The organism is Rhizobium sp. YJ-22 (genome assembly GCF_029601685.1).
In the GTDB taxonomy this organism is placed as follows: domain Bacteria; phylum Pseudomonadota; class Alphaproteobacteria; order Rhizobiales; family Rhizobiaceae; genus Metarhizobium.
Window position 1 is genome coordinate 103,423 of the sequence record NZ_JARRIR010000009.1, and the last position, 25,912, is coordinate 129,334.

Genomic DNA, 25,912 nt, shown 5'->3' on the forward strand with positions numbered 1-25,912 from the left:
ACCTGCGGATCGGTCCCCTGAATGGCGTCTGAAATCTCCCTTGCCGATATAAGCGGCATCGTCGGCACCGAAGTCGGCGTCTCCGGCTGGATCGTCGTCGACCAGGCCCGCATCGATCGTTTCGCCGATGCCACCGATGACCACCAGTTCATCCATTGCGATCCGGCGCGTGCCGCCGAAACGCCGTTCGGCGGCACTATCGCCCATGGCTTTCTGACGCTGTCGCTGCTCTCCGCCCTCAGTTTCGACGGCGCGCCGCAGATTCGCGAACAAACCATGGGCATCAATTACGGCTTCGACAGCGTGCGGTTCCTATCGCCGGTGAAGGTCGGCGCGCGGGTCCGCGGCCGTTTCCTGCTCGCCGAGGCCCGCTTTCGCGGCGCCCACATGCTGATGCTCACCTATGACGTCACGGTCGAGATCGAAAACGAGAAGAAACCGGCGCTCACCGCCCGCTGGATGACGATCATCCAGTTCGATCCCAGGGATCGGCCGGAAGGCAGCTGATTTTTGGTCAGCAGGAAGCCCGCCTGCCTTTCGACAGGCGGGCCTTTCCTCATTGGATGACCGGTGGCTGGCTGAGGTCGACAGCCGGCTTGGCCGGTTGCGCCGTGGCCGGCTGCTGGCCGGGCACGCCTTCTGCAGGCCGGCTCCCGAGGCCCGGCAAGCCGCCCTTGCCGTCGTCGCCGAGCGGCGGCAGGCCGAAATTCGGCATCTGCGCGCCGCCGCCGTTCTCACCGAAGCCGGGCACGACGATGTTGATGGTGCTCGGATCGACCTTCGGACCATTGTCGAGCCAATGCGTTACCGATTCCGGCCAGAAGATCACCACCGCCACGAGGATGAGCTGCATGGCGAGCCAGGGCAAGGCGCCCATATAGATGTCGGTGGTCTTGACCTCGCGCGGAGCGATGGAGCGCAGGTAGAACAGCGCGAAGCCGAAGGGCGGATGCATGAAACTGGTCTGCATGTTGATGCAGATCAGCACGCCGAACCAGATGAGGTCGATGCCCAGTGATTGCGCCACCGGCGCCAGCATCGGGATAACGATGAAGGCGATCTCGAAGAAATCGAGGAAGAAGGCGAGCACGAAAATGAAGATGTTGACGAAGATCAGGAAACCGACCGGTCCGCCCGGCAGCCCCGTCAGCAGGTGCTCGATCCAGCGCGAGCCGTCCATGCCCTGGAAGACCAGCGAGAAGCAGGTGGAGCCGATGAGGATGAACACCACCATCGACGTGATGTGCATGGTCGAGCTCATGCCCTGGCGGATGAGCGGCCAGGTGAGACGGCGATGCAGGGCGGCGAGCACTATCGCGCCGACGACGCCGAGCGCGCCGGCTTCCGTCGGCGTCGCCAGCCCCATGAAGATGGTGCCGAGCACGAGGAAGATCAGCACGATCGAAGGGACCATGCCGGCCAGCACCTTGAACAGCAGCTTGCCGTCCAGCTTGCCGCGCACCTCCAGCGGCAGCGGCGGCATGTCGTTGGGGCGCACCACCGACAGCACCATGATGAACAGGATGAAGATCGCCACCTGCAGGATCGACGGGCCGATGGCGCCGAGATACATGTCGCCGACCGAGCGGCCGAGCTGGTCGGCCAGCACCACCAGCACCAGCGAGGGTGGGATGAGCTGGGTGATCGTGCCGGATGCGGCGATCACGCCGGTCGCCAGCCGTTTGTTGTAGCCATAGCGCAGCATGATCGGCAGCGAGATGACGCCCATGGTGATCACCGAGGCGGCGACCGTGCCGGTGATCGCCCCGAGGATGGCGCCGACGACGATGACGGCGTAAGCGAGGCCGCCGGGGATCGCTCCGAACAGCTTGCCCGTGCCTTCCAGCAGATCCTCCGCCAGTCCGCAGCGCTCCAGGATGGCGCCCATGAAAGTGAAGAAGGGAATGGCGAGCAAGAGGTCGTTGGAGACGATGCCGAAGAAGCGATGCGGCAGCGCCAGCAGGAAGACCGGGTCGAAATGCCCGGTGACAATTCCGACGATGCCGAAGAACAGGCCGACCGAGGCCAGCGAAAAGGCCACCGGAAATCCATAGAGCATGAAAACGATCAGCCCCAGGAACATCAGCGGCGGCATGATACCGTAACTGAACAAAAGCGTAATCCTCCCGATCCGCCGAGCTTATTGCAGGGGTTTTTCGTATTTGGTGTCGAGGTCGATACGGCCCGAAAGCGCCGCGATCCGCTTGATCAGCTCCGAAAGCCCCTGCAGCGCCAGCAGCGCGAAACCCGCCACCAGCACCAGCTTGACCGGCCAGCGGATGAGACCGCCGGCATTCGAGGACATCTCGCCCTGCACATAGGAGGTGTGGAAAACCGGCCAGCACAGCCAGGCGAGATAGACGCAGGCCGGCAGCAGGAAGAAGACGATGCCGATCACATCCACCCACAGCCGCGCGCGGGCCGAGATCGCCCCGTAGATGAGATCGACGCGCACATGCTCGTTCATGCGCAGCGTATGCGAGGCCCCCATCATGACGATGAAGGCGAAGAGATACCACTGGATCTCCAGCCAGGCATTGGAGCTGTAGCTGAAGACATAGCGGATCGACGCGTTGGCCGCGCTGATCAGGCAGCAGATGAGAACGGCATATTCGCACAGAGTGCCGATGGATTTGCTGAAGGCGTCTATCCCGCCACTGAATCGAAGCAGTGCCGTCACCTTGTCCTCCTTCCCCTTTATCGCGGCCGGCTGACAAGACCGGTCGCCTTTTATGATTCGGAATGCGGGGGCGAACGATTCGCCGCCTTTCCCGTCATTCTCCCTGCAATGCATAAAGCATTTCCAGGAAAAGTGCGTAGCGGTTTTCCATACGGACATGCGCAAAACAGAAAGGGCGAAACGAAGCCCCTGACAATGCTGTCACCACGCGCGAGACGCGAAAGCCATGGAACGAAAACGCGACTTTTGCATTGATATGGCGTGGGTTGTTTTTTAACGGGAGAGGTTTCCATGCAAGACGCACAGGTCGGTTGGATCGCAGCGATCATCATCGGCGGAATTGCCGGTTGGCTGGCGGAAAGATTCATGAACAGCAATATGGGCGTGCTCATGAACATCCTGCTCGGCATTGTCGGCGCCATCGTCGCCAATGCTCTCTTGTCGGTATTCGGCATCGTGCTCGGCGGGTGGATCGGCTATCTGATCGCCGGCTTCATCGGCGCCTGCATCCTCATTGCCATCGGCAGGGCTTTCCGACGATAAGCCCACACCAATTTCATCATGCCTTGAAAAGCGCGACCGGACATCTCCGATTGCGCTTTTCCTTTGTATTGTGTAGGGCTTGATCCACGAGAAGCCGCCTGCAAACGGGCGGCGATTCTGGCCATATTCAGGCGGCGAGGCCGAGGGGGCGCGCCGCCCCGCAAGGAGATCGTAGACGATGAGCGAGCATCATACCGGACCGGTCGAGACCGGCGCGCCAATGAACTATTCGGAACATGAGAAGACCTATGACCTTTTCGTGCACGGCGCCAAATACGGCACAATGATCCTTGTGGTGCTGCTGATCGCCATGGCCGCCGGTTTCTTCACGGCGGCCGGCTTCTTCGGCGGGCTGGTGCTGTTCGTCATCCTGACCATCGCCGGTTTTGTGCTGCTGAAATAAGCGCCGATTTCGTTGATTGCCTGAAAGGCCATGGCAGGCGTCTGCCATGGCCTTTTCGTTGCGCCTGTTCAAAGCAAAACCGCCGCCGTGAGGGCCACGACGGCGGTTTGCGACAGGCTTCGATTGTCGAAGGCTCAGCTCGCGCCGCGGGTGCGGGCAAGTCCGTCCTTGGCGGGCGTATATTTCGGGTCGAGCTGCAGGGCGTGCGAATAGGATTTCCTGGCGCGCGCCATGTCGCCGCGCCGCTCGTAGACCAGCGCCTGGTTGGCCCAGGATTCGGCATTGCTGCCGTTCAGCTCGATGGCGTGGTTGAAGTCGGCAAAGGCGTTGTCGTCGTCGTTCAGCGCGATGTAGGAAATGCCGCGGCCGTTGTAGGGCTCGGGCGAATTCGGCGACAGCGAAATCGCCTTGGCGAAATCCTCGATCGCCTTGGCGTGGTCCCCGCGCTTCTGGTAGATCAGGCCGCGATTGTGATAGGCGCGCCCATCCGTCGTATCGAGTTGGATCGCACGATTGAAATCGTTGAAGGCCTCGTCGATGCGGCCGGCCTGGCGATAGAGATTGCCGCGGCCGATATAGGCGACATCGTATTTCGGGTTGATCTGCAGCGCCATATTGTAATCGGCGGCCGCTTCCGCCTGCTTGCCCATGTTGCGATAGACCAGCGCCCGGTTGGCATAGGCCTGGTAGAATTTCGGGTTCATCTGCAGCGCGCGGCTGAAATCGTCGAGGGCGCGCTTGAACTGACCCGCGCGACCATAGGCGGAGCCACGGACATTATAGCCTTCCGGATCGGTCGGATTGCTGTTGATGACCGAGGACAGCGAGGCGATGTTCTGCTCCGAGCCCTGTTCGCGGTCGACCTTGATCATGTCGTCCGTCGAGGCCGTCTGGCAGCCGGAAAGCGCCAGGGCGGTCGCAAGCGTCATCGCCGCTGCGGGAACGAGCCGCGCGATGGACAAACGGAATGCGCCGGCGGTCGGGAGAGAAGCAGGTGTGGTGATCATGTCAGCCCATCGTCAGGCTCGCGTCACAGGCGGCTCAACGCCGTCTCGTCCTCCGCGCGAGGGGAATCAAAAAAGCGGCGGCGACATCAGCCGCCCCCGCCATTCATGCGAATTGATTACGTCGAAATGACGACCGATCACCGAGCAGCCGGGCGGCCAGTAGCGATGAGGCCTTCGCGCTGGGCGCGCTTGCGTGCCAGCTTGCGGACGCGGCGAACGGCTTCGGCCTTTTCGCGGGCGCGCTTCTGGGAGGGCTTCTCGTAGTAGTCCCGCATCTTCATTTCGCGGAAAATGCCTTCGCGCTGCATTTTCTTCTTCAGGGCGCGGAGCGCCTGGTCGACATTGTTATCGCGGACAAGTACCTGCACGTGAAATCCCGTTCCTTTGGTTTGGTTGATGCCGACGCCACAGTCAGGGATTGGGGCGAAGAGGCAATAAACATAACGTTCGCACAAGCCGGAGCCGCGCGATTGGTTGAGCGGAGTATCAGATCGCTCCGGGAAAGTCCAGCCGTCCCATATCGTTCGCGCCGAAAAAACCGACCTCATGCCTTTTTGCGTCATTCGTGTCGAAAGCCTGGGGCGTATGCGTCGCAAAACAGCCGTTGTGTCGCGCGCGGATTTGCGATTTCTTGGCCCATCTTTTTCGGAACGGCCTCACTCACAGGAGTTGAAACGCCAATGCAAAAATATTCGATTTTTGCCGTCGTCCGCGAGGCGATGCGCGGAAACAAGGGCTGGAAGGCGCAATGGACCTCGCCCGAGCCGCGCAAGGAATACGACGTCATCATCATCGGCGGCGGCGGCCACGGTCTGGGGGCCGCTTATTATCTCGCCAAGGAGCACGGCATCACCAATGTCGCAGTGCTGGAAAAGGGCTGGATCGGCGGCGGCAATACCGGCCGCAACACCACCATCATCCGTTCGAATTACCTCTACGAAGAGAGCATGGACATCTACGAACATGCGCTCAAGCTGTGGGAGGGTCTGAGCCAGGATCTGAACTACAACGTCATGTATTCGCCGCGCGGCGTGATGATGCTGTCGCATTCGGTCCATGACCAGCAGTCGTTCAAGCGCCACGTCAACGCCAACCGCCTCTACGGCATCGACAACGAATGGATGACGCCGGAGCAGGCCAAGGCCTATTGCCCGCCGCTCGACATCTCCAAGTCGGCGCGCTATCCGATCAATGGCGCTGCCCTGCAGCGGCGCGGCGGCACCGCCCGCCACGACGCCGTTGCCTGGGGTTATGCCCGTGGCGCGTCGGATCGCGGCGTCCATATCATCCAGAACTGCGAAGTCACCGGCATCCGCCGCGGCCCCGATGGCGCCGTCCTCGGCGTCGAGACCAATCGCGGCTTCATCGGTGCGAAGAAGATCGGCGTTTCCGCCGCCGGCCATACCTCGGTCGTCATGAACATGGCCGATGTGCGCGTGCCGCTGCAATCGAGCCCCTTGCAGGCGCTGGTGTCCGAACCGCTGAAGCCGATCTTCCCCTGCGTGGTCATGTCGAACACGGTGCATGCCTATATCTCGCAGTCGGACAAGGGCGAACTGGTGATCGGCGCGGGCACCGACCAGTACAATTCCTATTCCCAGACCGGCGGCATCCAGATCATCACCCATACGCTGGACGCCATCTGCGAATTGTTCCCGATGTTCCGCCGCGTCAAGATGATGCGCCAATGGGGCGGCATCGTCGACAACACCCCGGATCGTTCCGCCATCCAGGGCGTGACGCCGGTGAAAAACCTGTTCGTCAATTGCGGCTGGGGCACCGGCGGCTTCAAGGCGACGCCGGGTTCGGCGCATCTCTTCGCGCATCTGATCGCCCGCGGCGAGCCACACCGGCTGGCGGCCGGCCTGACGCTCGACCGCTTCCGCACCGGACGCCTGATCGACGAAGCCGCCGCCGCGGCCGTGGCGCATTGAGGGATTTCGACATGCTGCTCATCCATTGCCCCTATTGTGGTGAAGACCGCTCCGAACTGGAGTTCCGCGGCGCCGGCGACGCGCATATCGCGCGCCCGACCAACATGGCCGACATTTCCGACGCGGAATTCGAGGCCTTCTTCTTCCTTCGCCAGAACCCGAAGGGAATCATCTACGAGCGCTGGCGCCATATCCATGGCTGCGGCCGCTTCTTCAATGCGGTCCGCGACACCGTCAGCGACCGGTTCATCAAGACCTACAAGGCAGGCGAGCCGAAGCCGGATATAAACGCCGCGCCGGCCACCGACGCCAAGGTCGAGACCTACGAGGCCCTGGAAGGAGACGCCCGATGAGCGGCGCCAATCGTATCACGGGCAAGGGCCGGCTGACGCCCGCCCGCACCGTCCGTTTCACATTCGACGGCAAGAGCTACACCGCGCTTCAGGGCGATACCGTCGCCTCGGCGCTGCTGGCGCATGGCGTGCATCTGCTTGGCCGCTCGTTCAAGTATCACCGACCGCGCGGCATCCTCTCGGCCGGCCCGGAAGAGCCGAATGCACTGCTCGACATTTCCCGCGATTCCGCCCGTCGCCAGCCGAACGTGCGCGCCAGCGTCCAGGAAGTCTTCGACGGCATGAAGGCCGAGTCGCAGAACCGCTGGCCGTCGCTCTCCTTCGACATCGGCGGCATCAACAACCTGATGTCGCCCTTCTTCGGCGCCGGTTTCTACTACAAGACCTTCATGTGGCCGAAGAAGGCCTGGCATTCCATCTATGAGCCCTTCATCCGCCGCGCCGCCGGTCTGGGCGTTGCGCCCACCGAGGCCGATCCGGATCATTATGCCGGTCGTTACGCCCATTGCGACGTGCTGGTCGTCGGTGCCGGCGTCTCCGGTCTTTCCGCGGCGCTTGCCGCGGCTGAAACCGGCGCTGAGGTCATGCTTGTCGACGAACAGCCGGAAGTCGGCGGCGCGCTGCATTTCGATGCCGGCGTCACCATCGACGGGCAGCCGGGTTACGACTGGGCGCAGGCGACGGTCGCCAGGCTCCAGGCCATGGACAATGTGAAGGTCCTGACCCGTACCACGGCCTTCGGCTACTACAACCACAATTTCGTGGCGCTGGTGGAACGGGTCACCGATCATCTGGCCAGCCCAGACCGCCGCACGGCGCGCGAGCGCATGTGGCAGGTGCGTGCCAAGCGCGTCATCGTTGCCGCCGGCGCGATCGAGCGCCACATGGTGTTCGCCAACAACGACCGTCCCGGCATCATGCTGGCTTCGGCGGCGCGCACCTTCATCAACCATTTCGGTGTTGCCGTCGGTTCGAAGATCGGCGTCTACACCGCCCATGATTCGGCTTATGAAGCGGCCTTCGACCTGCGCCGCGCCGGCGTTTCCATCGCCGCCATCGTCGATACGCGCGACAATCCGGGGACCGGCGTGCTCGCCGAAGCCCGTTCGCTCGGCATCGATGTCCTCACCGGCCATTCGGTGACGGATACCTCGGGCAAGCTGCGCGTCTCGGCCATGCATGTGACGCGAAACGGCGGCGGCGCGGTGCGCAAGATCCCGGTCGACGCGCTGATCGTCTCTTCCGGCTGGACGCCGTCGGTGCATCTGTTCTCGCAGTCGCGTGGCAAGCTGCGTTTCGATGCCGCGACCCAGCGCTTCCTGCCGGACACCTATGCGCAGAACATGGTCTGCGTCGGCGCCTGCAACGGCACCGACGATCTGCAGGCGGCCATCGACGAGGCGGTTTCCGCCGGTGTCTCGATGGCGCGGGAAGCCGGCATCGACGGTTCGGCGTCGACCTCGCCGCGCGGCGAGGCGCGCTTCGCCTGGACCGGCGGCATGCTGGGCGCGGGCGAAGGCGCGGGCGCAGATACGACCGTGAAGGCTTTCATCGACTTCCAGCACGACGTCTGCGCCAAGGATATCCGTCTGGCGGTGCGCGAGGGCATGCATTCCATCGAGCATATCAAGCGCTTCACCACCAACGGCATGGCCTCCGACCAGGGCAAGCTGTCGAACATGCACGGCCTGGCGATCGCCGCCGAGGCGCTCGACCGGCCGATCCCGCAGGTGGGCCTCACCACCTTCCGCCAGCCCTACACGCCGGTCACCTTCGGCGCGCTGATCAGCCATTCGCGTGGCGATCTGTTCGATCCGGCTCGCAAGACGCCGATGCATGCCTGGGAAGAGGCGCATGGCGCCGAATTCGAGGATGTCGGCAACTGGAAGCGCGCTTGGTATTACCCGCGCGCCGGCGAGACCATGCATGAGGCGGTCAACCGCGAATGCAGGACGGTGCGCACTGTTGCCGGCGTCTTCGACGCCTCGACGCTCGGCAAGATCGAGGTCGTCGGCCCGGATGCCGCCGCCTTCCTCAACCTGATGTACACCAATGCCTGGGATACGTTGAAGCCAGGCCGCTGCCGTTACGGCATCATGACCCGCGAGGACGGCTTCGTCTATGACGACGGCGTCGTCGGGCGACTGGCCGAGGATCGTTTCCATGTGACCACCACCACCGGCGGGGCGCCGCGCGTGCTGCAGCACATGGAAGACTATCTGCAAACCGAGTTCCCGCATCTGAACGTCTGGCTGACCTCGACCACCGAGCAATGGGCGGTCATCGCCGTCCAGGGCCCGAAGGCGCGTGAGATCATCGCGCCGCTGGTCGAAGGCATCGATCTTTCGCCGGAAGCCATGCCGCATATGAGCGTGGCCGAAGGCAAGATTTGCGGCGTGCCGACCCGTCTGTTCCGCATGTCGTTCACCGGCGACATGGGCTTCGAAGTCAACGTGCCCGCCGACTACGGCCAGGCGATCTGGGAAGCGATCTGGGCGAGAGCCGAGCCGATGGGCGCCTGCGTCTACGGCACCGAGACCATGCACGTGTTGCGCGCCGAGAAGGGCTACATCATCGTCGGCCAGGATACGGACGGCACGGTGACACCGGAAGATGCTGGCGTGGGCTGGGCCGTGTCCAAGAAAAAGACGGACTTCGTCGGTATTCGCGGCCTCAAGCGCCCCGATCTGGTGAAGGAAGGCCGCAAGCAGTTGGTCGGCATCACCACCAAGGATCCGCATGTGGTGCTGGAGGAAGGCGCGCAGGTCGTCGCCGATCCGAACCAGCCGAAGCCGATGACCATGCTCGGTCACGTCACCTCGTCCTACTGGTCGGAGAATTGCGGGCGTTCCATCGCTTTCGCATTGATTGCCGGCGGACGGGCGAAGATGGGGCAGACGCTCTATGTGCCGATGCCGGACAGGACGATCCCCGTCGAAGTGACGGATCTGGTGTTCTTTGACAAGGAAGGGGGCCGCATCAATGGCTGATCAGACCCAAGCGCTCCGCCGTGAGCCGCTCGCAAATGCCCATGGCGGCTCCGGCGGCGTGCGCCTTACGCCGGCCAAGCCCGCCAGCCGCATCTCGCTGCGTGCCAAGGCAGACGCCGTCGGCGCCCTGTCCTCGGCGCTCGGCCTCGACCTTCCGATCCGCGCGAGCGCCTCGGCCATCTCCAATGGCCGCATGGCGTTGTGGCTCGGCCCGGACGAATGGCTTGTGATCGACGAGAACGGCGCCGATCTGATGGCCGCCGCCGCATCCGCTGGCGCGATGCATTCGGCGACGGACGTCTCGCATCGCAACACGGCGATCATCGTTTCCGGCCCCGGCGCGGCAACCGCGATCAACAGCGGCTGCCCGCAGGATCTGTCGCTGAAGGCCTGCCCGGTCGGAAAATGCTCGCGCACCATCTTCGGCAAGGCGGAGATCGTGCTGCTGCGCATGTCGGAAGATACGTTCCGCGTCGAATGCTGGCGCTCCTTCTCGCCCTTCGTCTTCGGCCTTCTGGCCGAAGGGGCGGAAGACGCGGCGCAGTAAAAGAGCGGCGCGCATGAAAAAGGCCCCGAGGCAAAGTGCTTCGGGGCCTTTTTGCTGGAACTTCCAATACCTGGAGCATTTCCGGACGGAAAACCGCTACACACTTTTCCTGGAAATGCTCGATCCCTTGTTTACGCATTTCCGGACGGAAAACCGCTACACACTTTTCCTGGAAAAGCTCTATAGCTTGCCGGCGCGCTGCTGGATCATCATGAACGTATCGAACGTGTATTCGGCGAGCTGCATCCAGAGATAACCTTCCTTCTTGAACGCGACCTGGTCGTCGTAGATTTTCTTGAAGGTGGGGTTGCCGGCCGAGATTTCCGCATAGACGCTCTGCGCGGCGGTATAGGCGGCCTCGAGGATCTCCTGGCTGAAGGGGCGCAGCACCGTGCCTTCGCCGACGAGCTGCTTGACCGCCAGCGGGTTCTTCATGTCGTATTTCGCCATCATGCTGGTATTGGCGAAGGCGCAGGCATCGGAGAGCACGCCCTGATAGGCCTTGGGCAGGCCATTCCATTTTTCCAGGTTGACGAAGGTATGGATGACCGGACCGCCTTCCCAGAAGGCCGGGTAATAATAATACTTGGCGACCTTGTTGAAGCCGAGCTTGTGGTCGTCATAAGGGCCGACCCATTCGGCGGCGTCGATGGTGCCCTTTTCCAGCGCCGGATAGATGTCGCCGCCGGCGATCTGCTGCGGGATGACGCCAAGCTTTTCCACCACCTTGCCGGCGAGGCCGGCGATGCGCATCTTCAAGCCTTTGAGATCGTCGAGCGTGTTGATCTCCTTGCGGAACCAGCCGCCCATCTGCGCGCCGGTATTGCCGGAAATCATGCCATAGAGATTGTGGGTGGCGTAAAATTCGTTGAGCAGCTTGTTGCCGTTGCCTTCGTAGAACCAGGAATTGGTCAGGCGGGCATTGAGGCCGAAGGGGATCGCCGTGCCGATGGCGAAGGTCGGATCCTTGCCGACGTAATAATAGGAGCAGGTGTGGCACATCTCGACCGAGCCTTCGCCGACCGCATCCGCCGCCTGCAGGCCCGGGACGATTTCGCCGGCGGCGAAGACCTGGATGTCGAAATTGCCGTCGGTGGCGTCGGAGACATGCTTGGCCAGATCCACGGCGCCGCCATAGATCGTATCGAGGCTCTTGGGAAATGACGACGTCAGTCGCCAGGTGATCTTCGGGGCCTGCTGCGCGATCGCGGGTGCGGCAAGCACTGCCGCGCCTGCTGCGCCGACACTGGCCACGCCCGCTTTCTTGATGAATGAACGACGATCCATGACTTACCTCCCAGTTGCGCGCCCTCGTCCCTCGCGCTGGCCCGTGGGGCGAGCTAAACACGTTGCCCGCCCGGTTTCAAGCGTTGAAACCATTATTGTTTTTGCCCAAAATTCGAGCATGCGGCAGGCTGCGTCGATCCCGTTTCCCCACCGCCGCCAGCGGCGCCCCGCACGCTTTGCAAAAACGGGCAGTTGACTTGGGCAGCGATCTGGCATCACAACGAACCGGCAATTCGAAAGACCTGCGGAGCAGACATGTCGAGACCCTTCGTGGCCATCCCGGCCGATATTCGCGAATTCGATGCAACGACCTGGCATTCCGTCCAGACCCAGTATGTCAAGGCGGTGGTCAAGGTGGCGGACGTCTCCACCTTCCTCATTCCGGCCCTGGAAACCGGCAACGACACCGACGCGATCCTCGACCGCGTCGACGGCCTGCTGGTCTCGGGCTCGGCGACCAACGTGCATCCGAGCCTCTATGGCGCCGAGGCCCGCGACAGCGACGGCCCTTTCGATCCCGCCCGTGACGCCACCGCCCTGCCGCTGATCCGCCGGGCGCTGGAGCGCGGCATGCCCCTGCTCGCCATCTGCCGCGGTCTGCAGGAACTGAACGTGGCGCTGGGCGGGACGCTGGAAACCGAAATCCAGGACATGCCTGGCCGTTGGGATCATCGCAGGCCGGAAGGCGTTTCGCGCGAAGAAGCCTATGGCATCCGCCAGGGCGTGCGCATCGCCGAGGGTTCCTGCATCGCCCGCTATCTCGGCGCCGGCGAAATCCAGGTGAATTCGCTGCATCGCCAGGCGATCTCGGCCTCCGCCCCGCGCCTGCAGGTCGAGGCAGTCGCCGAGGACGGCACCGTCGAGGCCGTCTCGGTGATCGACGCGAAGGGCTTTGCGCTTGGCGTGCAATGGCATCCGGAATACTGGGCCGAAACCGATACGCCCTCGCGCAAGCTGTTCGAAGCCTTCGGCGACGCCGTGCGCGCCTATGCGGCGGCAAAGGCCATCAAGTCGTAAAAATAAAGCGCCGGGAAGCCGGCGCCATCCATTCCTTATTGAACGGCGCGCAGCATCACCGATGCGCCCTGCGGCTCCATGGTTTCATAGCCCGGGCCGTCGCCCTCGACGATCGTCAGCACCGCCTCGCCGCTGGAATCAGCGAGGATGACGGTGCCGTCCTCGTTCTCCGTCCAGGTTTTTGCCTCGGCCAGTCCCGGCCAGACCGTGTCGCATTCCGCCGTCGCGCTGAACTGGCGGCTGCGATGCGAGACCGGCTGGCCGCGCATGACGCGGCAGGAGGCATTGCCGTTGAGGTTGGTGGCGGTATAGGCCGAGGCGATCGGCGCAATCGAGCCGGACACGAGGGGATCGACAGCCTGAGACCCCTGGTGCAGCAGCACTGCGCCGACACCGCCCAGCATGACGACAGCGGCTGCGAGGACAAAGGCTTTCATCGGCTATTCTCCTGGAATCGATACATGGCCCCACCATGCGCCGGAAAAATTGCCAGAGGGTTAAGAAAGCGTTGCCGATCTAGGTTAACGCATATCAGCCGGAAATGGGCTGCGGCGTCTCCGGAACAGGCGTTCGGGCGCGGCCGATCGAAAACCAGTCGATGATATTGTCGGCGACGAGATCGGCCATGGCGTTGCGGGTCGGCACGCTGGCCGAGGCGACATGCGGCAGCAGGCTGACCTGCTCGAAGCCGAGCAATGCCTCCGGCACACGCGGCTCGTCATAATAGACATCGAGGCCGGCGCCGGCGATGGTGCCGCTTTCCAGCGCCGCGATCAGCGCCGCTTCATCGACGCTCCAGCCGCGCCCGACATTGATCAGCACGCCCTGCGGCCCCAACGCTCCAAGGATATCGGCATCGATGGCCTTGTGCGTCTCCGGCGTCTTCGGCACGATGCAGAGCAGGATATCGACGTCCCCAGCCATCTCCCGCAGCGAGCCGAAATAACGATAGGGCACGTCGGCGCGCGGATTGCGGGTATGGTAGCCGATCTCCAGCTTGAGCGCTTCGAGGCGATGGGCGATTTCCAGCCCGATGCGCCCGAGGCCGTACAGCCCGACCCTGCGCCCGCGCAGCGAAAGCGGCGACAAGGGAAAGCTTTCTCCCCTGCCCCAGCGCCCGGCACGTAAGAACGCCTCCGCCTGCGGCAGGCGGCGCACGGTGTTGATGACCAGTGCCACGGCTGTATCGGCCACCTCGTCATTGAGCACGTCGGGCGTATTGCTGACGACGATGTTTCGCGCTGCGGCACGCGACACGTCCACCCCATCGTAACCGACGCCGAAGCTGGCGATGATTTCGAGATTGGGCAGCGCATCGATCGCCGCCGCCGGGAAGCTGCCGGAGACCGCGACGCCACGAATGCCGGCAAGCGTCGCCGCATCCAGCGTCGCCACATCGGCCCGCACGAGTGTGAACCGGCCTTCGAGCCGCTCGATAACGCGGGTATGGATACGGCCCGGAACGAGCACGGAGATATCGGTCATGAGCTTACCGCCTGTTGATCGGGCCGGTGGACTGGCGGATGCGCATTTCCGGCTTGATGAGATGGATGCCATCCGGCTCGTGACTGCCGAGCAGACGGTCGAGCAGGGCGCGGGCGGCGAGCCGGCCGACTTCGGCCTGCCCGTTCCACACCGTCGTCAGCGCCGGTGTGGCGATCGCCGCTTCCTCCAGGTCGTCATAGCCGGTGACCGAGATGTCGACGCCCGGCACCAGCCCGGCGCGGGCGATGCCGTTCATCAGGCCGATGGCGACGAGGTCGTTCCAGCAGACGGCCGCCGTCGGCTTCTGCGGCAGCGACAGAAAATGCACCGCCGCCTCGAAACCGCCCTGCTTGGAGCGGGGGCCGGGAATGCGCAGGTCCGGATCGACCTCGATGCCGGCCTTGCGCAGCGCATTGACGTAGCCCTGGTAGCGGTCGCGGCCGGTCGAGGTCTGGTCGGTGCCGCCGATCATGGCGATAGTGCGGTGGCCGAGACCGATCAGGTGGTTGGTCGCCAGCGAAATACCATAACTGTCGTCGCCGCGATAGGTGGGCAGGTCGACGCCCTCCATCGAGCGGGCGACGAGGATGGCCGGCATACCGTTCTGCTCGGCAAGCTTGATGTCCTCCATCGGCGTGCCGATGGCCGGCGACATGATGACGCCGTCGCCGCCGAGTTGCAGCAGCGTCTCGATGAAATTGCGCTGCTTCTCGACCGAATCGTAATGGTTGGAAAGAATGAAGGTGTGCTGGCTGCGATCCAGCTCGCTTTCGATGGCTTTCAGGATTTCGCCATAGAACGGGTTCATGATGTCATGCACCACGACGCCGATGATGCCGGAGCGCGAGGTGCGCAGACTGGCGGCGCGGCGATTGTAGATGTAGCCCAGCGCCCTGGCCTGCTCCTTGATCTTGTCGCGTGTGGCCGACGCCACCAGCGGGCTGTCACGTAAGGCAAGGGAGACGGTCGCCGTTGAAATGCCAAGCGTTTCGGCGATCGTCGAGAGCTTTATCTTTTGAGCCACAAAAGTCCTCCGCTTCAGCCCAACGAACAGCCGTCGATTCTCGATCTGTAATTAAATTGTTTAATTAAACGATTTTAGCCTGCTTCGGCAATCGTAAAAATTGCGTTCCGGCGAATGAGCCGTCGGCCTTGCCTATTCCTCCTCGGCGGCGGGCGGCTCGATGCCCTGCAGGTTGAGGTCGACAGCGCGCAGCAGGCGGATCAGCACCCGCCTTTCCTTGTCGGAAAAACCCTTCAGCGCCAGTTCGTCGCAGGCGGCGGCGGCGCGGGAAATCAGTTCGACGCTGCCCTGGCCGGCCTCGGTCAGATGCACCTTCGTCTGGCGCTGGTCCTGCGCATCGGCGTGACGGCGAACGAAGCCCTGCGCCTCCATGCGGCCGATAGTGCGGGTCATGGTGGGGGCCTTGACGCCGAGCCGCTGGGCAAGTGCGCCGGGCGTCATGCCGTCGGCCTCGAAAAGCGCCATGATGACGCTGTCCTGCCCCGCATAGAGCCCGCCGTCGAGCAGGCTTCGCGACAACGCCGTGCGCACCGAACGTGCCGCCTGCGTCACCGCCTGGGCGAAATCCAGCGTCACTTCCTCCCGGTTCTTCTTGCGGGCGCTCTTGTTCTTCTTGCCTTCCTTCTTTTTCCCCATGACGCTTTCTTTTCGTGGCTGGACGAAGGCGGTATGTATGCCTGCCCAATCCTTAACCAATGCGGAAGGCAATCGCCAGATGCCAATACCCCCGGTCCCACCGAAGCCGCGCTTCCAGGACAACGATCCCGCCCTTTCCCCCGAGGCGCGGCGCGACTGGATCGCGGTGCTGCCGCTCGGTGCATACGAGCAGCACGGTCCGCACCTTCCCTTCGAGACCGACAGCCTGATCGCCGCCGGCATCGTGAAGGAAACCATCGCCCGCCTGCCGGAGAACCTGCCGGTCGCCTTCCTGCCGGTCGAGGATACCGGCTATTCCGTCGAGCATATGGATGTGCGCGGCACCCGCACGCTTGCCTATGACGAGGCGATCTCTCGCTGGCTGGCCATCGCCGAGGGGCTGAACCGTCTCGGCATCCGCAAATTCGTGATGCTCAATGCCCATGGCGGCAATGCGCCGCTGATGACCATCGTCGCCACCGAAGCCCGCATGCGCTTCGACATGCTGGCGGTCGCCACCAGTTGGACGCGCTTCGGCCAGCCGGAGGGCTGGATCGACCCGGCCGAGAAGGCAATCGACATCCATGGCGGCGAGATCGAGACGGCGGTCATGCTGGCGCTCTATCCCGACAGGGTGGACATGGCGAAAGCGGAGAGATTTTCCTCGCGCCAGAGCGAGTTTGCGCAGCGTTTCCGGCATCTGCGCGCCTATGGTCCGCATGCCTTCGGCTGGAAGATGTCCGACCTCAATGCGAAAGGTGTCGCCGGCGATGCGAAGAAGGCAACGGCGGAGAAGGGACGCGCCCTGATCGATCATGCCGTGACCGGCATTCTCGAATTGCTGGCCGATGTCGCCGCCTTCGATGTGGACGAGTTTGCGCCGCGACCGCATTCCCGCGCATAAAGGCTTTGAACTGCCCCGATTGCCTCCTTATATGGAGGGCAACGCGTTTCCTTCGAGCGTCAGGCTCCAGACGAGGCTTCCCATGACCGAAACATCCGCTGCCAAGCCCATTCCCGTGACCGTCCTCACCGGCTATCTCGGCGCCGGCAAGACGACGCTGCTCAACCGCATCCTGACCGAAGCTCACGGCAAGAAATATGCCGTCATCGTCAACGAGTTCGGCGAGATCGGCATCGACAACGACCTCATCGTCGAATCCGACGAAGAGATCTACGAAATGAACAATGGCTGCGTCTGCTGCACGGTGCGCGGCGACCTGATCCGCGTCGTCGAGGGCCTGATGCGCCGCCCCGGCCGCTTCGACGGCATCATCGTCGAGACAACCGGCCTGGCCGACCCCGTCCCCGTCGCCCAGACCTTCTTCATGGATGACGACGTGCGCGCCAAGACCGAGCTCGACGCCGTCGTCGCCCTCGTCGACGCCAAGCACCTGCCGCTGCGCCTGAAGGACAGCCGCGAGGCCGAGGACCAGATCGCCTTCGCCGACGTCGTCGTCATCAACAAGACCGATCTCGTCTCGCCAGAGGACGTCGCCCGCATCGAGGATGTCGTGCGCGCCATCAACCCGTCCGCCCGCATCTACAAGACGACCCGCTCCGGCGTCGATCTCGCCCGCGTGCTGGACCAGGGCGCCTTCAACCTCGAACGTGCGCTGGAAAACGATCCGCACTTCCTCGACCATGACGAGCATGACCACGATCATGTCTGCGGCCCGGATTGCGACCACGATCACCACCATCATCATCACGATCATGACCACCATCACGATCACGATCATGCCTGCGGGCCGGACTGCAATCACGAGCATCATCACCACCATGACCACGCGCCCTCGCCGATCCATGACGTGACGGTCAAGTCGGTGTCGTTGCGTGGCGGCGAGATGAACCCGGACCGCTTCTTCCCCTGGATCCAGAAGGTGACGCAGACCGATGGCCCGAACATCCTGCGCCTCAAGGGCATCATCGCCTTCAAGGGCGACGAGGAGCGTTATGTCGTCCAAGGCGTCCACATGATCATCGAGGGCGATCATCAGCGCCCGTGGAAGGAAAACGAACCGCGCGAGACGCGTCTCGTCTTCATCGGCCGCGACCTCGACCGCGAGAAGCTGGAACGCAGCTTCAAGGCCTGTGAGGCGACGGCCGGCTGAATGGCCCGGCTGAAGGACACCGCAGGCGGAGCGCTGTGCATCGGCGACATCCTCCGCCTGCCGGAAAACTACGATCTCGGCCCCGGCTCCGCCCCGGTGGACCTGATGGTCTACGAACCGCAGGACGAGGACTGCGGGCTGGGCCTGCTGGTGATCTCCGGCTATAAGGCAGGGCTGGTCTATGCGCTTTTGCCACGCGAGTCCCTCAAGGACGGCATGCGGGCGCTGGACACCGACTGGCTGACGGAAAACTGGAACCGCTGGTTCTGCTATGAACATGGGGATGGAATGCGCGTGATCGATATAGACGGAGTCAGGGTTCTCGGCTGGGACAAACGGGTCATCGAGGCGCTCGCCTGATGCCGACCGTCGCCCCCCTCGACATATCGGGCCACGTGCTCGCCACCGCCTTCCTCGGTGACATCCCCTTCTTTGCCGCGGCCAGCGGCACGATCCACCGTCTCGATGGCGGCGAAAAGGTCGTCGAGGCCCATTCCGGCCTGCTGACCGCCGTCCGCGATCCGTGGTCGGCCTCGCTGCTGACCGGTGGCGAAGACGGCAAGGTGATGCGCATCGCCGCCGATGGCGCCACCACGCTGCTGGCAGAAGCGCCGCGCAAATGGATTGCGCAGGTCGCCGGCGGCCCGCAAGGCGCGGTCGCCTATGCCCATGGCAAGACCAGCTTCGTGCGGCTTGCCGACGGCACGACGCGCGAATTCCCGGAGACGCGCACCGTCGAAGGCCTCGCCTTCGCGCCGAAAGGTCTGCGCATCGCCGCCGCGCGCTACAATGGCGTGTCGCTGCATTGGGTGGCGACGCCGGGCCAGCCGCTGGATCTGGAATGGAAGGGCGCCCATACCGGCGTCACCTTCTCCCCCGACAACCGCTTCGTCGTCACCACCATGCAGGAAAACGCGCTGCATGGCTGGAAGCTCGACGTCAAGCCGGGCACCGAGGCGCGCCACATGCGCATGTCCGGCTATCCGTCCAAGGTCAAATCGGTCTCTTGGTCGCCGAAGGGAAAGTGGCTCGCCTCCTCCGGTGCCCCGGCGGCGATCGTCTGGCCGTTTTCCGGCAAGGACGGCCCGATGGGCAAGGCGCCCCTGGAACTCGGCACCCGCGCCAACATCATGGTCACCAACGTCACCTTCCATCCCGCCGAAGAGGTGCTGGCCATCGGCTTCGTCGACGGCATGGTTCTCGGCGTGCGGATCGCCGATGGCAAGGAGGCGCTGCTGCGCCGCCCTGGCAAGGGCGCCATCACCTCCATGGCCTGGAGCGGCAACGGCCGCCTTCTCGCCTTCGCCTCCGAAGCCGGCGATTGCGGCGTCATCGACATCAGCGCCTGATTGTTCAGAGCTTCCCGACGCGCTTCAGGGTGCGCCGGATCGCCGCCATCAGCACTTCGGCGTCATAGGGTTTGCGCACCACCGGCACGGTCTCCATGCTCGGCGGCAGGATCGAGGTTTCGCCATAGCCGGTGGCGAACAGGAACGGGATGCCGCGCCGCGCCAGTTCCTCGGCGACCGGCAGCGAGGTTGTCGCGCCAAGATTGAGGTCGAGCACGGCGATATCGGGCATCAGCACGTCGAGGCGATGCAAGGCGTCCATGGCCGATCCCGTCGTCGTCACCCGGCTGATGCCGTGGTCGGCCAGCATGCTTTCGACGTCGAGCGCGATCAGCATCTGGTCCTCGACCAGCAGAAGCTGGATATCGGCAAGCGATTCCGCGTCTCCCGCCGTCACCGCCATCGCCGGCCTGTCGGCGGCCGGAAGGGCGTCGCTTTCGGCGATTTCCGAGACATGGCGGCGCGGCAGCAGGAAATGCGCCCGCAACCCGTCGCGGGCATAGGCGACATCGCTCTCGCCGCCGAGATCGTAGGGTACGCTGCGATCGATCAGCACGGTGCCGAACCCGTGGCGCTTTGGCGGCTCGACCGGCGGGCCGCCGCTTTCGCGCCATTCCAGCCGGCAATCCTTCTCCGCCGTCAGCGCCCAGGCGACGTCGAGCCGCCCGCCGGAGATCGACAGCGCCCCATATTTGGCGGCATTGGTGGAGAGTTCGTGCAGCACCAGCGCCATCACCGAAAAGGCGCGACTGTCGAGCCAGACCGGCGGGCCGCTGAAGGTGATCGCCGCCGACTGATTGCGATAGGGCGTCAGTTCCGCATTGAGCAGGTCGGCGAGCAGTCCGCCGCCGTCGCTGCGCACAACCTGGTCATGGGCAAAGGACAGGGCTTGGATGCGCCCCTTCAGCGACGTGACGTAATCGCTAAGCGCCCGCTGCTCGCTGACGGGATGGCCGACCAGCGACTTGATGACCGAAAGAATGTTCTTGACCCGGTGGTTCAGTTCCTCGTTGAGCATCCGCTGGCGCACGTCGGCCTTGCGGCGCTCGTCGGCGATCATCTCGTTGTGGCGCAGCACGATCTCGACCAGCGCACCGCGGATCGCCTCGGCGATCTCGCGGTCGGCATCCGTCCAGGGCTCGGCGCGCATATGCACCTCCTCCTTCCAGATGGCGAAGCTCTTGCGTGGCGTCAGCCGGTCGCCGAGCGGACCGGTCTCATAGGTCTTGCTGGGATTTCCGGCCCAGTCCAGCGTCTGCACCACCTCGCGGCGGAAGAAGAACAGGTAGTCGCGCGCCATCTGCGACAGCGGCACGATCAGCACGCCGGAGACGTCCTTGTAGTAATCCTCGGCCTGCGAAAGTCGTTGCGACAGGGCGTGCGTTCCCCAGATGCGCCCTTCGGTCACCTCGCCGGCGAAGCGCGCAAGCGCGGGAACCGCCGCCGACGGCGGGGTGACGCCGATGCCGCTCCAGATGCCGTTCATCCACAGCCCGGCGCCGTCGCACGGCACAAGCGCGGCGATATCGGCGATGCGCTCGCGCAGAAGTTCGTCGACCTCGCCGTAATGCGAGGCGAACTGCACGAAACGGTCGAGCGACATCCGCGCCTGCCGAGCGTTTTCCAGCTTGCGCTGCTGCTGCAGGGCATTGAGATGCAGCGAGAAGAATTCGCCGAACATTTCCGCCGCCACCCGCTCGGCCATCGGCAGCACATGCGGCGTATAATGATGGCAGGCGATCAGGCCCCAGAGCGCCCCGTCGATGATGATCGAGATCGACATCGAGGCGGAGACGCCCATGTTGCGCAGATATTCGAGATGGATCGGCGAGACGCTGCGCAGATGCGCATAGGAGAGGTCGAGCGGCTCGCCGGCGCTGTCTTCCTGCGGCTCGATGCGCACCGCCGCCCCCGCGGCATTGGAAATGATGCGGATGGTGTTGCGCAGGTAAAGCGCCCGCGCCTGGCGTGGAATGTCGCTGGCCGGAAAATACTGGCCGAGAAAGCTTTCGAGATCGCCGCGCTTGGCCTCGCTGACCACCTGCCCCGCCCCGTCATGGCCGAAGCGGTAGACCATGACGCGGTCATAGCCGAGCAGCCCGCGCACGAGGCGGGCGCCATCGCGCAGCATGGCGGGTATGTCGGAGGCCCGCGTCAGGCGCCCGATCATCTCGCGCATCAGCGCCAGCGGCTGGCGCGCTTCCGAACCGGCCGGCTCGAACTCGAAGATGACCGTGGAGCGGAAACGATGGGCCGCGACATCGAAATGCGCGCCGTTGGCGAGCGCCAGATTGAACAGCAGCGCGGGACGCTCCGGCACGGAGGCGGTCGCCAGCGCGTTGCGCAAATCATGCGCCGCCTTGTCGCCGATCAGGTCGGACAGCGCCGCCCCATTGATCGCGCCGCCGAGGCCGAGCATGGCCGCGGCATTGAGCGAATGGCGCACGACGGTGCCGCCGCGGTCGTCGCAGGCCAGCATGCAGCCATGCGTCTGGATGCTGCCGGGAATGTGGATGGGTTCGCGATCGCAATTGCTGAGATCGATGGTGCGGTCATGCAGCATGGCGGGCGCCGTCTTCGAAGGCGTGGGCGGCGTGGCGAAAGACATCGCCCGCTGCATCCACCGCGCCGTCCAGGTCGAAATCCGCCATGCCATCGAGAACCGCCAGAAAGCCGCGCCAGTTCTCGAGCCCGTTCGCCTGCCGCGCCAGGTGCCGGGCGCCGAATGTTTCCGACAGCCCGAGCCCCTGCGCCCGCGCGTAGAGCACGCGCGCGCCGAGCGAGGAGCCTTCGAGCACATACAGCGCACCCGCCAGCCGCGAACGATCGGCGAGGTCGAAAACGACGGAAAAGCCGGAGCGCTGGTTGAGGTGCAGGTCATCGAGATCGGCCGCCGCCAGCGACGCGACCGCTTGCGGGCGCCAGCCGCCGAACGTCGATGGCCATGCCATGCCCGTCAGTCCAACCTCCACATCCGCCCGGAAACGGTGAATGCCGCAGAGATAGCGGCCGTAATCCTGTGTCGTCTCGAAGGATCCGACCGCCGCATCGACGGCGGCATGAAGATGGGATGTGCGTTCCCGAAGAGAGAAGCGCCGTTTTGAAACCTGCATGAAAACTCTTGGGCGTTACCGGAACAAGGCCGTGTCACAGGACACGGCCCGACGCATAACACACGAGCTCGCAAAAAGGTTCCCGCCGATCGCAGGTTTTTTTCCATAGGCCACCCGGAGCGGGGTGCGGAGCCGATCAGGCCCGCGCCCCGCTGGCGACGATCACGCCGGCCGCGTCGTCCAGCCAGCCTTCGGTCAGTTCGAGGCCGAGGAAACGGCGGCGCTCGAAGGGGCCGGGCATGACCAGATGCCGCGCCTTGTCCGCGAAGAAGCCGAAACGCTCGTAATATTCGGGATCGCCGACGAGCAGGATCGCGCCATGGCCGCGCTGCTTGGCTTCAGCGATCGCCGCGCGCATCAAGGCGGCGCCGATACCCTGGCCCTCGCGGGCGGAATCGACCGCAAGCGGCCCAAGCAGCAGCGCTGCCACCGGCTGGCCGAGGCGATCGACGCCGGCCTCGACATGCCACAGCCGCACGGTTGCGACGACCTCGCCCCCGACATCGCGGGCGACGAGTGACAGGCCTTCGGCGGCAAGCCGCCCCTTGCGCAACTTTTCCGACGACTTGCGCCGGCGGTTCGGCCCCATGGCCCGGTCGAGCAGGGCTTCCCGCGCCGCGACGTCGTCATGTGTCTCGCGGTCGATCAGATAAGCGGACGGCGCGGACACCGCGCGCACGGAATTGAAAACAGCGGCCATGTCGGCCTCCTGCACCAAGACTGCCGCCACAAGCGGTCATCGGAACTGTCGGGTGGAAAAACCCCGAAAACGAGGCAGCATCGGCATCGCCACCCGTGGGAGGGCGATGCCGGAATGGCCAGAAGCCAGGCCTGTCAGATAACGTAGGCCTTGAGCGGCTCGAAGCCATTGAACGCCACGGCCGAGTAGGTCGTGGTGTAGGCGCCGGTGCCTTCGATCAGGATCTCGTCACCGATGCTGAGCGAGAGCGGCAGCGGGTAGAGGTTCTTTTCGTAGAGCACGTCGGCCGAATCGCAGGTCGGGCCGGCGATGACGCAAGGCTCCATTTCGTCGCCGTCGCGCTTGGTGCGGATCGGGTAACGGATGGCTTCGTCCATGGTTTCGGCGAGGCCGCCGAACTTGCCGATGTCAAGGAAGACCCAGCGCGCGTCGTCGTTGTCGGACTTGCGCGAGATCAGCACGACTTCCGCCTTGATGACGCCGGCATTGCCGACCATGCCGCGGCCCGGCTCGATGATGGTCTTCGGGATGTTGTTGCCGAAGTGCTTGCGCAGCGCAGCGAAGATCGCCTTGCCATAGGCTTCCGCCGCCGGCACGTCACGCAGGTACTTGGTCGGGAAACCGCCGCCCATGTTGACCATCTTCAGGTGGATGCCCTGCTTGGCAAGCTGTGCGAAGACGCGCTTGGCATCGGCGAGCGCCGAATCCCAGGCTTCGACGCGCAGCATCTGCGAACCGACATGGAACGACACACCGTAGGACTCCAGGCCGAGCTGGTGAGCATAGACGAGCACGTCGACGGCCATCTGCGGAACGCAGCCGAACTTGCGCGACAGCGGCCATTCCGCGCCTTCGCCATCGGTCAGGACGCGGCAGAACACGCGCGCACCCGGAGCAGCACGGGAAATCTTCTCGACTTCCTCATGGCTGTCGACGGCGAACAGGTCGACGCCGAGCGCATGCGCACGCGCGACGTCGCGCTCCTTCTTGATGGTGTTGCCGAAGGAGATGCGGTCGGCGGTGGCGCCGGCGTCGAGCGCCATCTGGATTTCGGCGACCGAAGCGCAATCGAAGCTCGAGCCCATGGAGGCGAGCAGCGACAGGATTTCCGGAGCCGGGTTGGCCTTGACGGCATAATAGATGGCGCTGTCCGGCATCGAGTGACGGAAAGCCTGGTAATTGTCGCGCACGACATCCAGATCGACCACGAGGCAGGGGCCTTCCGGACGGCGGGTGTTGATGAAGTCGAGGATGCGGGCGGTGGTCATGGTCTTGATTCCCCAAACGGTTCGAAGCTCCGGAAACCGGAGGACAAAGTGCCGTCAACGCCTCGCGCGGACCCGGCCGATGGAGACCCCGGAATCCTTGCGAGCGCATGAACAGCGCGATGATGAACCAACGCCACACAAGCAGCATGGTTCGGCTTTGTCTGCCATGGATTGGAGGGGATATCCCAACCGCACGTCCGGCAATGAAGGTGTGCCTCTTCAGTAACCCCGGCTGATGGAAAGCCGGCAGACACCAGAAAGGCCCGCACCGTCGTTGCTTCAAGGTGTCCTCGCATTTCCCGGTTGGCCGGAATAGCGACTGGAGCGGTTAGTTCCAGGTACCTTACCGATTTCCTCACCACATCGAGGGTCGGCGGACACCCACAGGCACGTGCGACTTTGGGCAAGCGCGGATGTAAGAATATTCGACGTCATAATCAAGCGGTTTTTTAACCGGATGCGGGAATTTTTTATTGAACGACGCGAGCGGTTTGTTCACTATTCCTTAACCATAGAGGAGAACGACTTTTGGACACGCTGACGCGCATTCGCGCCTTTATCGACGTCGTCGAGGCGGAGGGTTTTTCCGCAGCGGCGCGCAAGGTCGGCCGCTCCAAGGCGCTGCTGTCGAAATATGTGCGCGAGCTGGAGGACGAGCTCGGCGCCCTGCTGCTCAACCGCACCACGCGGCAATTCTCGCTGACCGAGGCCGGCCATACCTATTACCGCACCGCCTCGGATATCCTCAAGGAAATCGACAACCTCGCCGACCTGGTGCGCGAGAACAACACCGACCTCAAGGGCAAGCTGCGTATCTCGGCGCCGCGCACCTATGTCGATGCCGAGATCGGCCAGTCGCTGATCGATTTCGCCATCGCCCACCCGGATCTGTCCCTGGAAATCCTCTCCGAGGACAGATTCGTCGACCTGATCGAGGAGGGTTTCGACGTCGCCATCCGTATCACCCGGCTGGAGGATTCCGGCATGATCGCGCGCAAGCTGTCCGATTTCCGGGTGTTCATCTGCGCCACGGCGGAGTTCGTCGCCGCCCATCCCGGGCTCGATCATCCGGGCGGCCTGGCCGGCGTGCCCTTCATCATCGACACCAACACCCGCTCGCACAACAATATCCGCTTCGCCGAGAAGGACGGAACGATCTTCTCGGTGCCGGTCTCCGGGCCGATCGAGGTCAACAGCCCGCAGGCGACGCTGCGCGCCGCCCGCGCCGGCCTCGGCGTCGCCGCCGTGCCGGATTTCATCGCCAAGCCGCTCATCGACAGCGGCGAGATGGTGTCGCTGTTTGCCGATTACCTGCCGACCGATCGCGGCATCTATGCCGTTTATCCGCACCGGCGTTATCTGCCGGCTAAGGTTCGCACCTTCGTGGATTTCCTCTCGAACTGGTTCCGCAAGCGGGCCTGACGCAATTCCGTCCAAGTCTCGCCCGAGAAAAGGCGACCGA

26 protein-coding genes are annotated in these 25,912 nt (G+C 64.0%); 13 read left to right on the forward strand and 13 right to left on the reverse strand.

From position 1 onward, the window contains the following. Positions 1 to 21 precede the first annotated feature (21 nt). Entirely contained in the window at positions 22 to 507 is a 486-nt protein-coding gene (locus P7F60_RS20690; RefSeq protein ID WP_277919586.1) for a MaoC family dehydratase, read from the forward strand. Between the two features lie 49 nt (positions 508 to 556). Here P7F60_RS20690 and P7F60_RS20695 read toward each other — a convergent pair whose 3' ends face one another. Together P7F60_RS20695 and P7F60_RS20700 are read right to left on the reverse strand one after the other, a co-directional pair. Beyond that, positions 557 to 2,113: a TRAP transporter large permease subunit gene (locus tag P7F60_RS20695; RefSeq protein WP_277919587.1), complete on the reverse strand. Its 1,557-nt coding sequence runs from the start codon at positions 2,111 to 2,113 to the stop codon at positions 557 to 559. Positions 2,114 to 2,140: 27 nt separating this feature from the next. Further along, on the reverse strand, positions 2,141 to 2,680 hold the full coding sequence (locus P7F60_RS20700; RefSeq protein ID WP_277919588.1) for a TRAP transporter small permease subunit: 540 nt from the start codon (positions 2,678 to 2,680) through the stop codon (positions 2,141 to 2,143). A gap of 291 nt (positions 2,681 to 2,971) precedes the next feature. On the opposite strand from P7F60_RS20700, the gene P7F60_RS20705 reads away from it, so the two are divergent. Together P7F60_RS20705 and P7F60_RS20710 are read left to right on the forward strand one after the other, a co-directional pair. Beyond that, positions 2,972 to 3,223, forward strand: coding sequence for a GlsB/YeaQ/YmgE family stress response membrane protein (locus tag P7F60_RS20705; RefSeq protein WP_277919589.1), 252 nt, complete (start codon positions 2,972 to 2,974; stop codon positions 3,221 to 3,223). A gap of 178 nt (positions 3,224 to 3,401) precedes the next feature. Continuing rightward, positions 3,402 to 3,626, forward strand: a complete 225-nt coding sequence (locus P7F60_RS20710; RefSeq protein WP_277919590.1) for an aa3-type cytochrome c oxidase subunit IV — start codon at positions 3,402 to 3,404, stop codon at positions 3,624 to 3,626. Between the two features lie 134 nt (positions 3,627 to 3,760). Here the strand turns inward: P7F60_RS20710 and P7F60_RS20715 are convergent, their stop codons facing one another. Both P7F60_RS20715 and rpsU read right to left on the reverse strand, forming a co-directional pair. Continuing rightward, positions 3,761 to 4,633: a tetratricopeptide repeat protein gene (locus P7F60_RS20715; protein WP_277919591.1), complete on the reverse strand. Its 873-nt coding sequence runs from the start codon at positions 4,631 to 4,633 to the stop codon at positions 3,761 to 3,763. A 137-nt stretch (positions 4,634 to 4,770) separates the two neighbouring features. Continuing rightward, the gene (rpsU, locus tag P7F60_RS20720; protein WP_347276879.1) at positions 4,771 to 5,001 is read right to left on the reverse strand and encodes a 30S ribosomal protein S21; all 231 of its coding nucleotides are present in this window, start codon (positions 4,999 to 5,001) and stop codon (positions 4,771 to 4,773) included. 312 nt (positions 5,002 to 5,313) lie between these two features. Here rpsU and P7F60_RS20725 point away from each other — a divergent pair, with 312 nt between their 5' ends. From P7F60_RS20725 to P7F60_RS20740, 4 genes are read left to right on the forward strand one after another with little or no spacing between them, the layout of a single operon-like run. Further along, the gene (locus P7F60_RS20725; protein ID WP_277919592.1) at positions 5,314 to 6,567 is read left to right on the forward strand and encodes a sarcosine oxidase subunit beta family protein; all 1,254 of its coding nucleotides are present in this window, start codon (positions 5,314 to 5,316) and stop codon (positions 6,565 to 6,567) included. Positions 6,568 to 6,578: 11 nt separating this feature from the next. Then, positions 6,579 to 6,920: a sarcosine oxidase subunit delta gene (locus tag P7F60_RS20730; protein ID WP_277919593.1), complete on the forward strand. Its 342-nt coding sequence runs from the start codon at positions 6,579 to 6,581 to the stop codon at positions 6,918 to 6,920. Next, positions 6,917 to 9,910 carry a sarcosine oxidase subunit alpha gene (locus P7F60_RS20735; protein WP_277919594.1) on the forward strand — a complete coding sequence of 998 codons (2,994 nt, stop codon included), beginning with the start codon at positions 6,917 to 6,919 and terminating at the stop codon, positions 9,908 to 9,910. Before P7F60_RS20730 ends, P7F60_RS20735 begins: the two co-directional genes overlap by 4 nt. Next, positions 9,903 to 10,457 (forward strand): sarcosine oxidase subunit gamma, encoded by a 555-nt coding sequence (locus tag P7F60_RS20740; RefSeq protein WP_277919595.1) that lies wholly within the window; start codon positions 9,903 to 9,905, stop codon positions 10,455 to 10,457. Before P7F60_RS20735 ends, P7F60_RS20740 begins: the two co-directional genes overlap by 8 nt. A 180-nt stretch (positions 10,458 to 10,637) precedes the next feature. Here the strand turns inward: P7F60_RS20740 and P7F60_RS20745 are convergent, their stop codons facing one another. Further along, positions 10,638 to 11,744, reverse strand: coding sequence for a TRAP transporter substrate-binding protein (locus P7F60_RS20745; RefSeq protein WP_277919596.1), 1,107 nt, complete (start codon positions 11,742 to 11,744; stop codon positions 10,638 to 10,640). Positions 11,745 to 11,999: 255 nt separating this feature from the next. Between P7F60_RS20745 and P7F60_RS20750 the strand changes: the two genes are divergently transcribed. Then, positions 12,000 to 12,761: a gamma-glutamyl-gamma-aminobutyrate hydrolase family protein gene (locus P7F60_RS20750; protein ID WP_277919597.1), complete on the forward strand. Its 762-nt coding sequence runs from the start codon at positions 12,000 to 12,002 to the stop codon at positions 12,759 to 12,761. A gap of 35 nt (positions 12,762 to 12,796) precedes the next feature. Here the strand turns inward: P7F60_RS20750 and P7F60_RS20755 are convergent, their stop codons facing one another. From P7F60_RS20755 to P7F60_RS20770, 4 genes are all read right to left on the reverse strand, one after another. Further along, positions 12,797 to 13,198: an AprI/Inh family metalloprotease inhibitor gene (locus P7F60_RS20755; RefSeq protein WP_277919598.1), complete on the reverse strand. Its 402-nt coding sequence runs from the start codon at positions 13,196 to 13,198 to the stop codon at positions 12,797 to 12,799. Positions 13,199 to 13,292: 94 nt separating this feature from the next. Continuing rightward, entirely contained in the window at positions 13,293 to 14,246 is a 954-nt protein-coding gene (locus P7F60_RS20760; protein WP_277919599.1) for a 2-hydroxyacid dehydrogenase, read from the reverse strand. A gap of 4 nt (positions 14,247 to 14,250) precedes the next feature. Next, positions 14,251 to 15,270, reverse strand: coding sequence for a LacI family DNA-binding transcriptional regulator (locus P7F60_RS20765; RefSeq protein WP_277919600.1), 1,020 nt, complete (start codon positions 15,268 to 15,270; stop codon positions 14,251 to 14,253). 132 nt (positions 15,271 to 15,402) lie between these two features. Beyond that, positions 15,403 to 15,906, reverse strand: a complete 504-nt coding sequence (locus P7F60_RS20770) for a MarR family transcriptional regulator (RefSeq protein ID WP_277919601.1) — start codon at positions 15,904 to 15,906, stop codon at positions 15,403 to 15,405. 79 nt (positions 15,907 to 15,985) lie between these two features. On the opposite strand from P7F60_RS20770, the gene P7F60_RS20775 reads away from it, so the two are divergent. The 4 genes from P7F60_RS20775 (at position 15,986) to P7F60_RS20790 (ending at position 19,369) form a co-directional block, all read left to right on the forward strand. After that, entirely contained in the window at positions 15,986 to 16,810 is an 825-nt protein-coding gene (locus tag P7F60_RS20775; protein WP_277919602.1) for a creatininase family protein, read from the forward strand. An 82-nt stretch (positions 16,811 to 16,892) separates the two neighbouring features. Further along, positions 16,893 to 18,020: a GTP-binding protein gene (locus P7F60_RS20780; protein WP_277919603.1), complete on the forward strand. Its 1,128-nt coding sequence runs from the start codon at positions 16,893 to 16,895 to the stop codon at positions 18,018 to 18,020. Beyond that, positions 18,021 to 18,380, forward strand: a complete 360-nt coding sequence (gene imm45, locus P7F60_RS20785; RefSeq protein WP_277919604.1) for an Imm45 family immunity protein — start codon at positions 18,021 to 18,023, stop codon at positions 18,378 to 18,380. It abuts the gene before it with no gap. After that, complete coding sequence (locus P7F60_RS20790) at positions 18,380 to 19,369, forward strand: WD40 repeat domain-containing protein (protein WP_277919605.1); 990 nt, start codon at positions 18,380 to 18,382, stop codon at positions 19,367 to 19,369. The genes imm45 and P7F60_RS20790 overlap by 1 nt, the downstream gene beginning before the upstream one ends. A 4-nt stretch (positions 19,370 to 19,373) precedes the next feature. Here the strand turns inward: P7F60_RS20790 and P7F60_RS20795 are convergent, their stop codons facing one another. The 4 genes from P7F60_RS20795 to odc2 form a co-directional block, all read right to left on the reverse strand. Next, on the reverse strand, positions 19,374 to 21,932 hold the full coding sequence (locus tag P7F60_RS20795) for an HWE histidine kinase domain-containing protein (protein ID WP_277919744.1): 2,559 nt from the start codon (positions 21,930 to 21,932) through the stop codon (positions 19,374 to 19,376). Then, positions 21,922 to 22,482 carry a biliverdin-producing heme oxygenase gene (locus P7F60_RS20800; protein WP_277919606.1) on the reverse strand — a complete coding sequence of 187 codons (561 nt, stop codon included), beginning with the start codon at positions 22,480 to 22,482 and terminating at the stop codon, positions 21,922 to 21,924. Before P7F60_RS20800 ends, P7F60_RS20795 begins: the two co-directional genes overlap by 11 nt. Positions 22,483 to 22,618: 136 nt before the next feature. Beyond that, positions 22,619 to 23,182 carry an N-acetyltransferase gene (locus P7F60_RS20805; protein WP_277919607.1) on the reverse strand — a complete coding sequence of 188 codons (564 nt, stop codon included), beginning with the start codon at positions 23,180 to 23,182 and terminating at the stop codon, positions 22,619 to 22,621. Positions 23,183 to 23,316: 134 nt separating this feature from the next. Beyond that, positions 23,317 to 24,450 carry an ornithine/lysine decarboxylase gene (odc2, locus tag P7F60_RS20810; RefSeq protein WP_277919608.1) on the reverse strand — a complete coding sequence of 378 codons (1,134 nt, stop codon included), beginning with the start codon at positions 24,448 to 24,450 and terminating at the stop codon, positions 23,317 to 23,319. 528 nt (positions 24,451 to 24,978) lie between these two features. Here odc2 and P7F60_RS20815 point away from each other — a divergent pair. Next, positions 24,979 to 25,872: a LysR family transcriptional regulator gene (locus P7F60_RS20815; RefSeq protein ID WP_277919609.1), complete on the forward strand. Its 894-nt coding sequence runs from the start codon at positions 24,979 to 24,981 to the stop codon at positions 25,870 to 25,872. Positions 25,873 to 25,912 lie beyond the last annotated feature (40 nt).

What these genes read in the sequence shown, in the direction of transcription:
- P7F60_RS20690 (WP_277919586.1), top strand. Translation starts at nt 22, where the DNA reads ATGGCGTCTGAAATCTCCCTTGCCGATATAAGCGGCATCGTCGGCACC.
- P7F60_RS20705 (WP_277919589.1), top strand. Translation starts at nt 2,972, where the DNA reads ATGCAAGACGCACAGGTCGGTTGGATCGCAGCGATCATCATCGGCGGA.
- P7F60_RS20710 (WP_277919590.1), top strand. Translation starts at nt 3,402, where the DNA reads ATGAGCGAGCATCATACCGGACCGGTCGAGACCGGCGCGCCAATGAAC.
- P7F60_RS20715 (WP_277919591.1), bottom strand. Translation starts at nt 4,633, where the DNA reads ATGATCACCACACCTGCTTCTCTCCCGACCGCCGGCGCATTCCGTTTG.
- P7F60_RS20725 (WP_277919592.1), top strand. Translation starts at nt 5,314, where the DNA reads ATGCAAAAATATTCGATTTTTGCCGTCGTCCGCGAGGCGATGCGCGGA.
- P7F60_RS20730 (WP_277919593.1), top strand. Translation starts at nt 6,579, where the DNA reads ATGCTGCTCATCCATTGCCCCTATTGTGGTGAAGACCGCTCCGAACTG.
- P7F60_RS20735 (WP_277919594.1), top strand. Translation starts at nt 6,917, where the DNA reads ATGAGCGGCGCCAATCGTATCACGGGCAAGGGCCGGCTGACGCCCGCC.
- P7F60_RS20740 (WP_277919595.1), top strand. Translation starts at nt 9,903, where the DNA reads ATGGCTGATCAGACCCAAGCGCTCCGCCGTGAGCCGCTCGCAAATGCC.
- P7F60_RS20745 (WP_277919596.1), bottom strand. Translation starts at nt 11,744, where the DNA reads ATGGATCGTCGTTCATTCATCAAGAAAGCGGGCGTGGCCAGTGTCGGC.
- P7F60_RS20750 (WP_277919597.1), top strand. Translation starts at nt 12,000, where the DNA reads ATGTCGAGACCCTTCGTGGCCATCCCGGCCGATATTCGCGAATTCGAT.
- P7F60_RS20755 (WP_277919598.1), bottom strand. Translation starts at nt 13,198, where the DNA reads ATGAAAGCCTTTGTCCTCGCAGCCGCTGTCGTCATGCTGGGCGGTGTC.
- P7F60_RS20760 (WP_277919599.1), bottom strand. Translation starts at nt 14,246, where the DNA reads ATGACCGATATCTCCGTGCTCGTTCCGGGCCGTATCCATACCCGCGTT.
- P7F60_RS20770 (WP_277919601.1), bottom strand. Translation starts at nt 15,906, where the DNA reads ATGGGGAAAAAGAAGGAAGGCAAGAAGAACAAGAGCGCCCGCAAGAAG.
- P7F60_RS20775 (WP_277919602.1), top strand. Translation starts at nt 15,986, where the DNA reads ATGCCAATACCCCCGGTCCCACCGAAGCCGCGCTTCCAGGACAACGAT.
- P7F60_RS20780 (WP_277919603.1), top strand. Translation starts at nt 16,893, where the DNA reads ATGACCGAAACATCCGCTGCCAAGCCCATTCCCGTGACCGTCCTCACC.
- imm45 (WP_277919604.1), top strand. Translation starts at nt 18,021, where the DNA reads ATGGCCCGGCTGAAGGACACCGCAGGCGGAGCGCTGTGCATCGGCGAC.
- P7F60_RS20790 (WP_277919605.1), top strand. Translation starts at nt 18,380, where the DNA reads ATGCCGACCGTCGCCCCCCTCGACATATCGGGCCACGTGCTCGCCACC.
- P7F60_RS20795 (WP_277919744.1), bottom strand. Translation starts at nt 21,932, where the DNA reads ATGCTGCATGACCGCACCATCGATCTCAGCAATTGCGATCGCGAACCC.
- P7F60_RS20800 (WP_277919606.1), bottom strand. Translation starts at nt 22,482, where the DNA reads ATGCAGGTTTCAAAACGGCGCTTCTCTCTTCGGGAACGCACATCCCAT.
- P7F60_RS20805 (WP_277919607.1), bottom strand. Translation starts at nt 23,182, where the DNA reads ATGGCCGCTGTTTTCAATTCCGTGCGCGCGGTGTCCGCGCCGTCCGCT.
- odc2 (WP_277919608.1), bottom strand. Translation starts at nt 24,450, where the DNA reads ATGACCACCGCCCGCATCCTCGACTTCATCAACACCCGCCGTCCGGAA.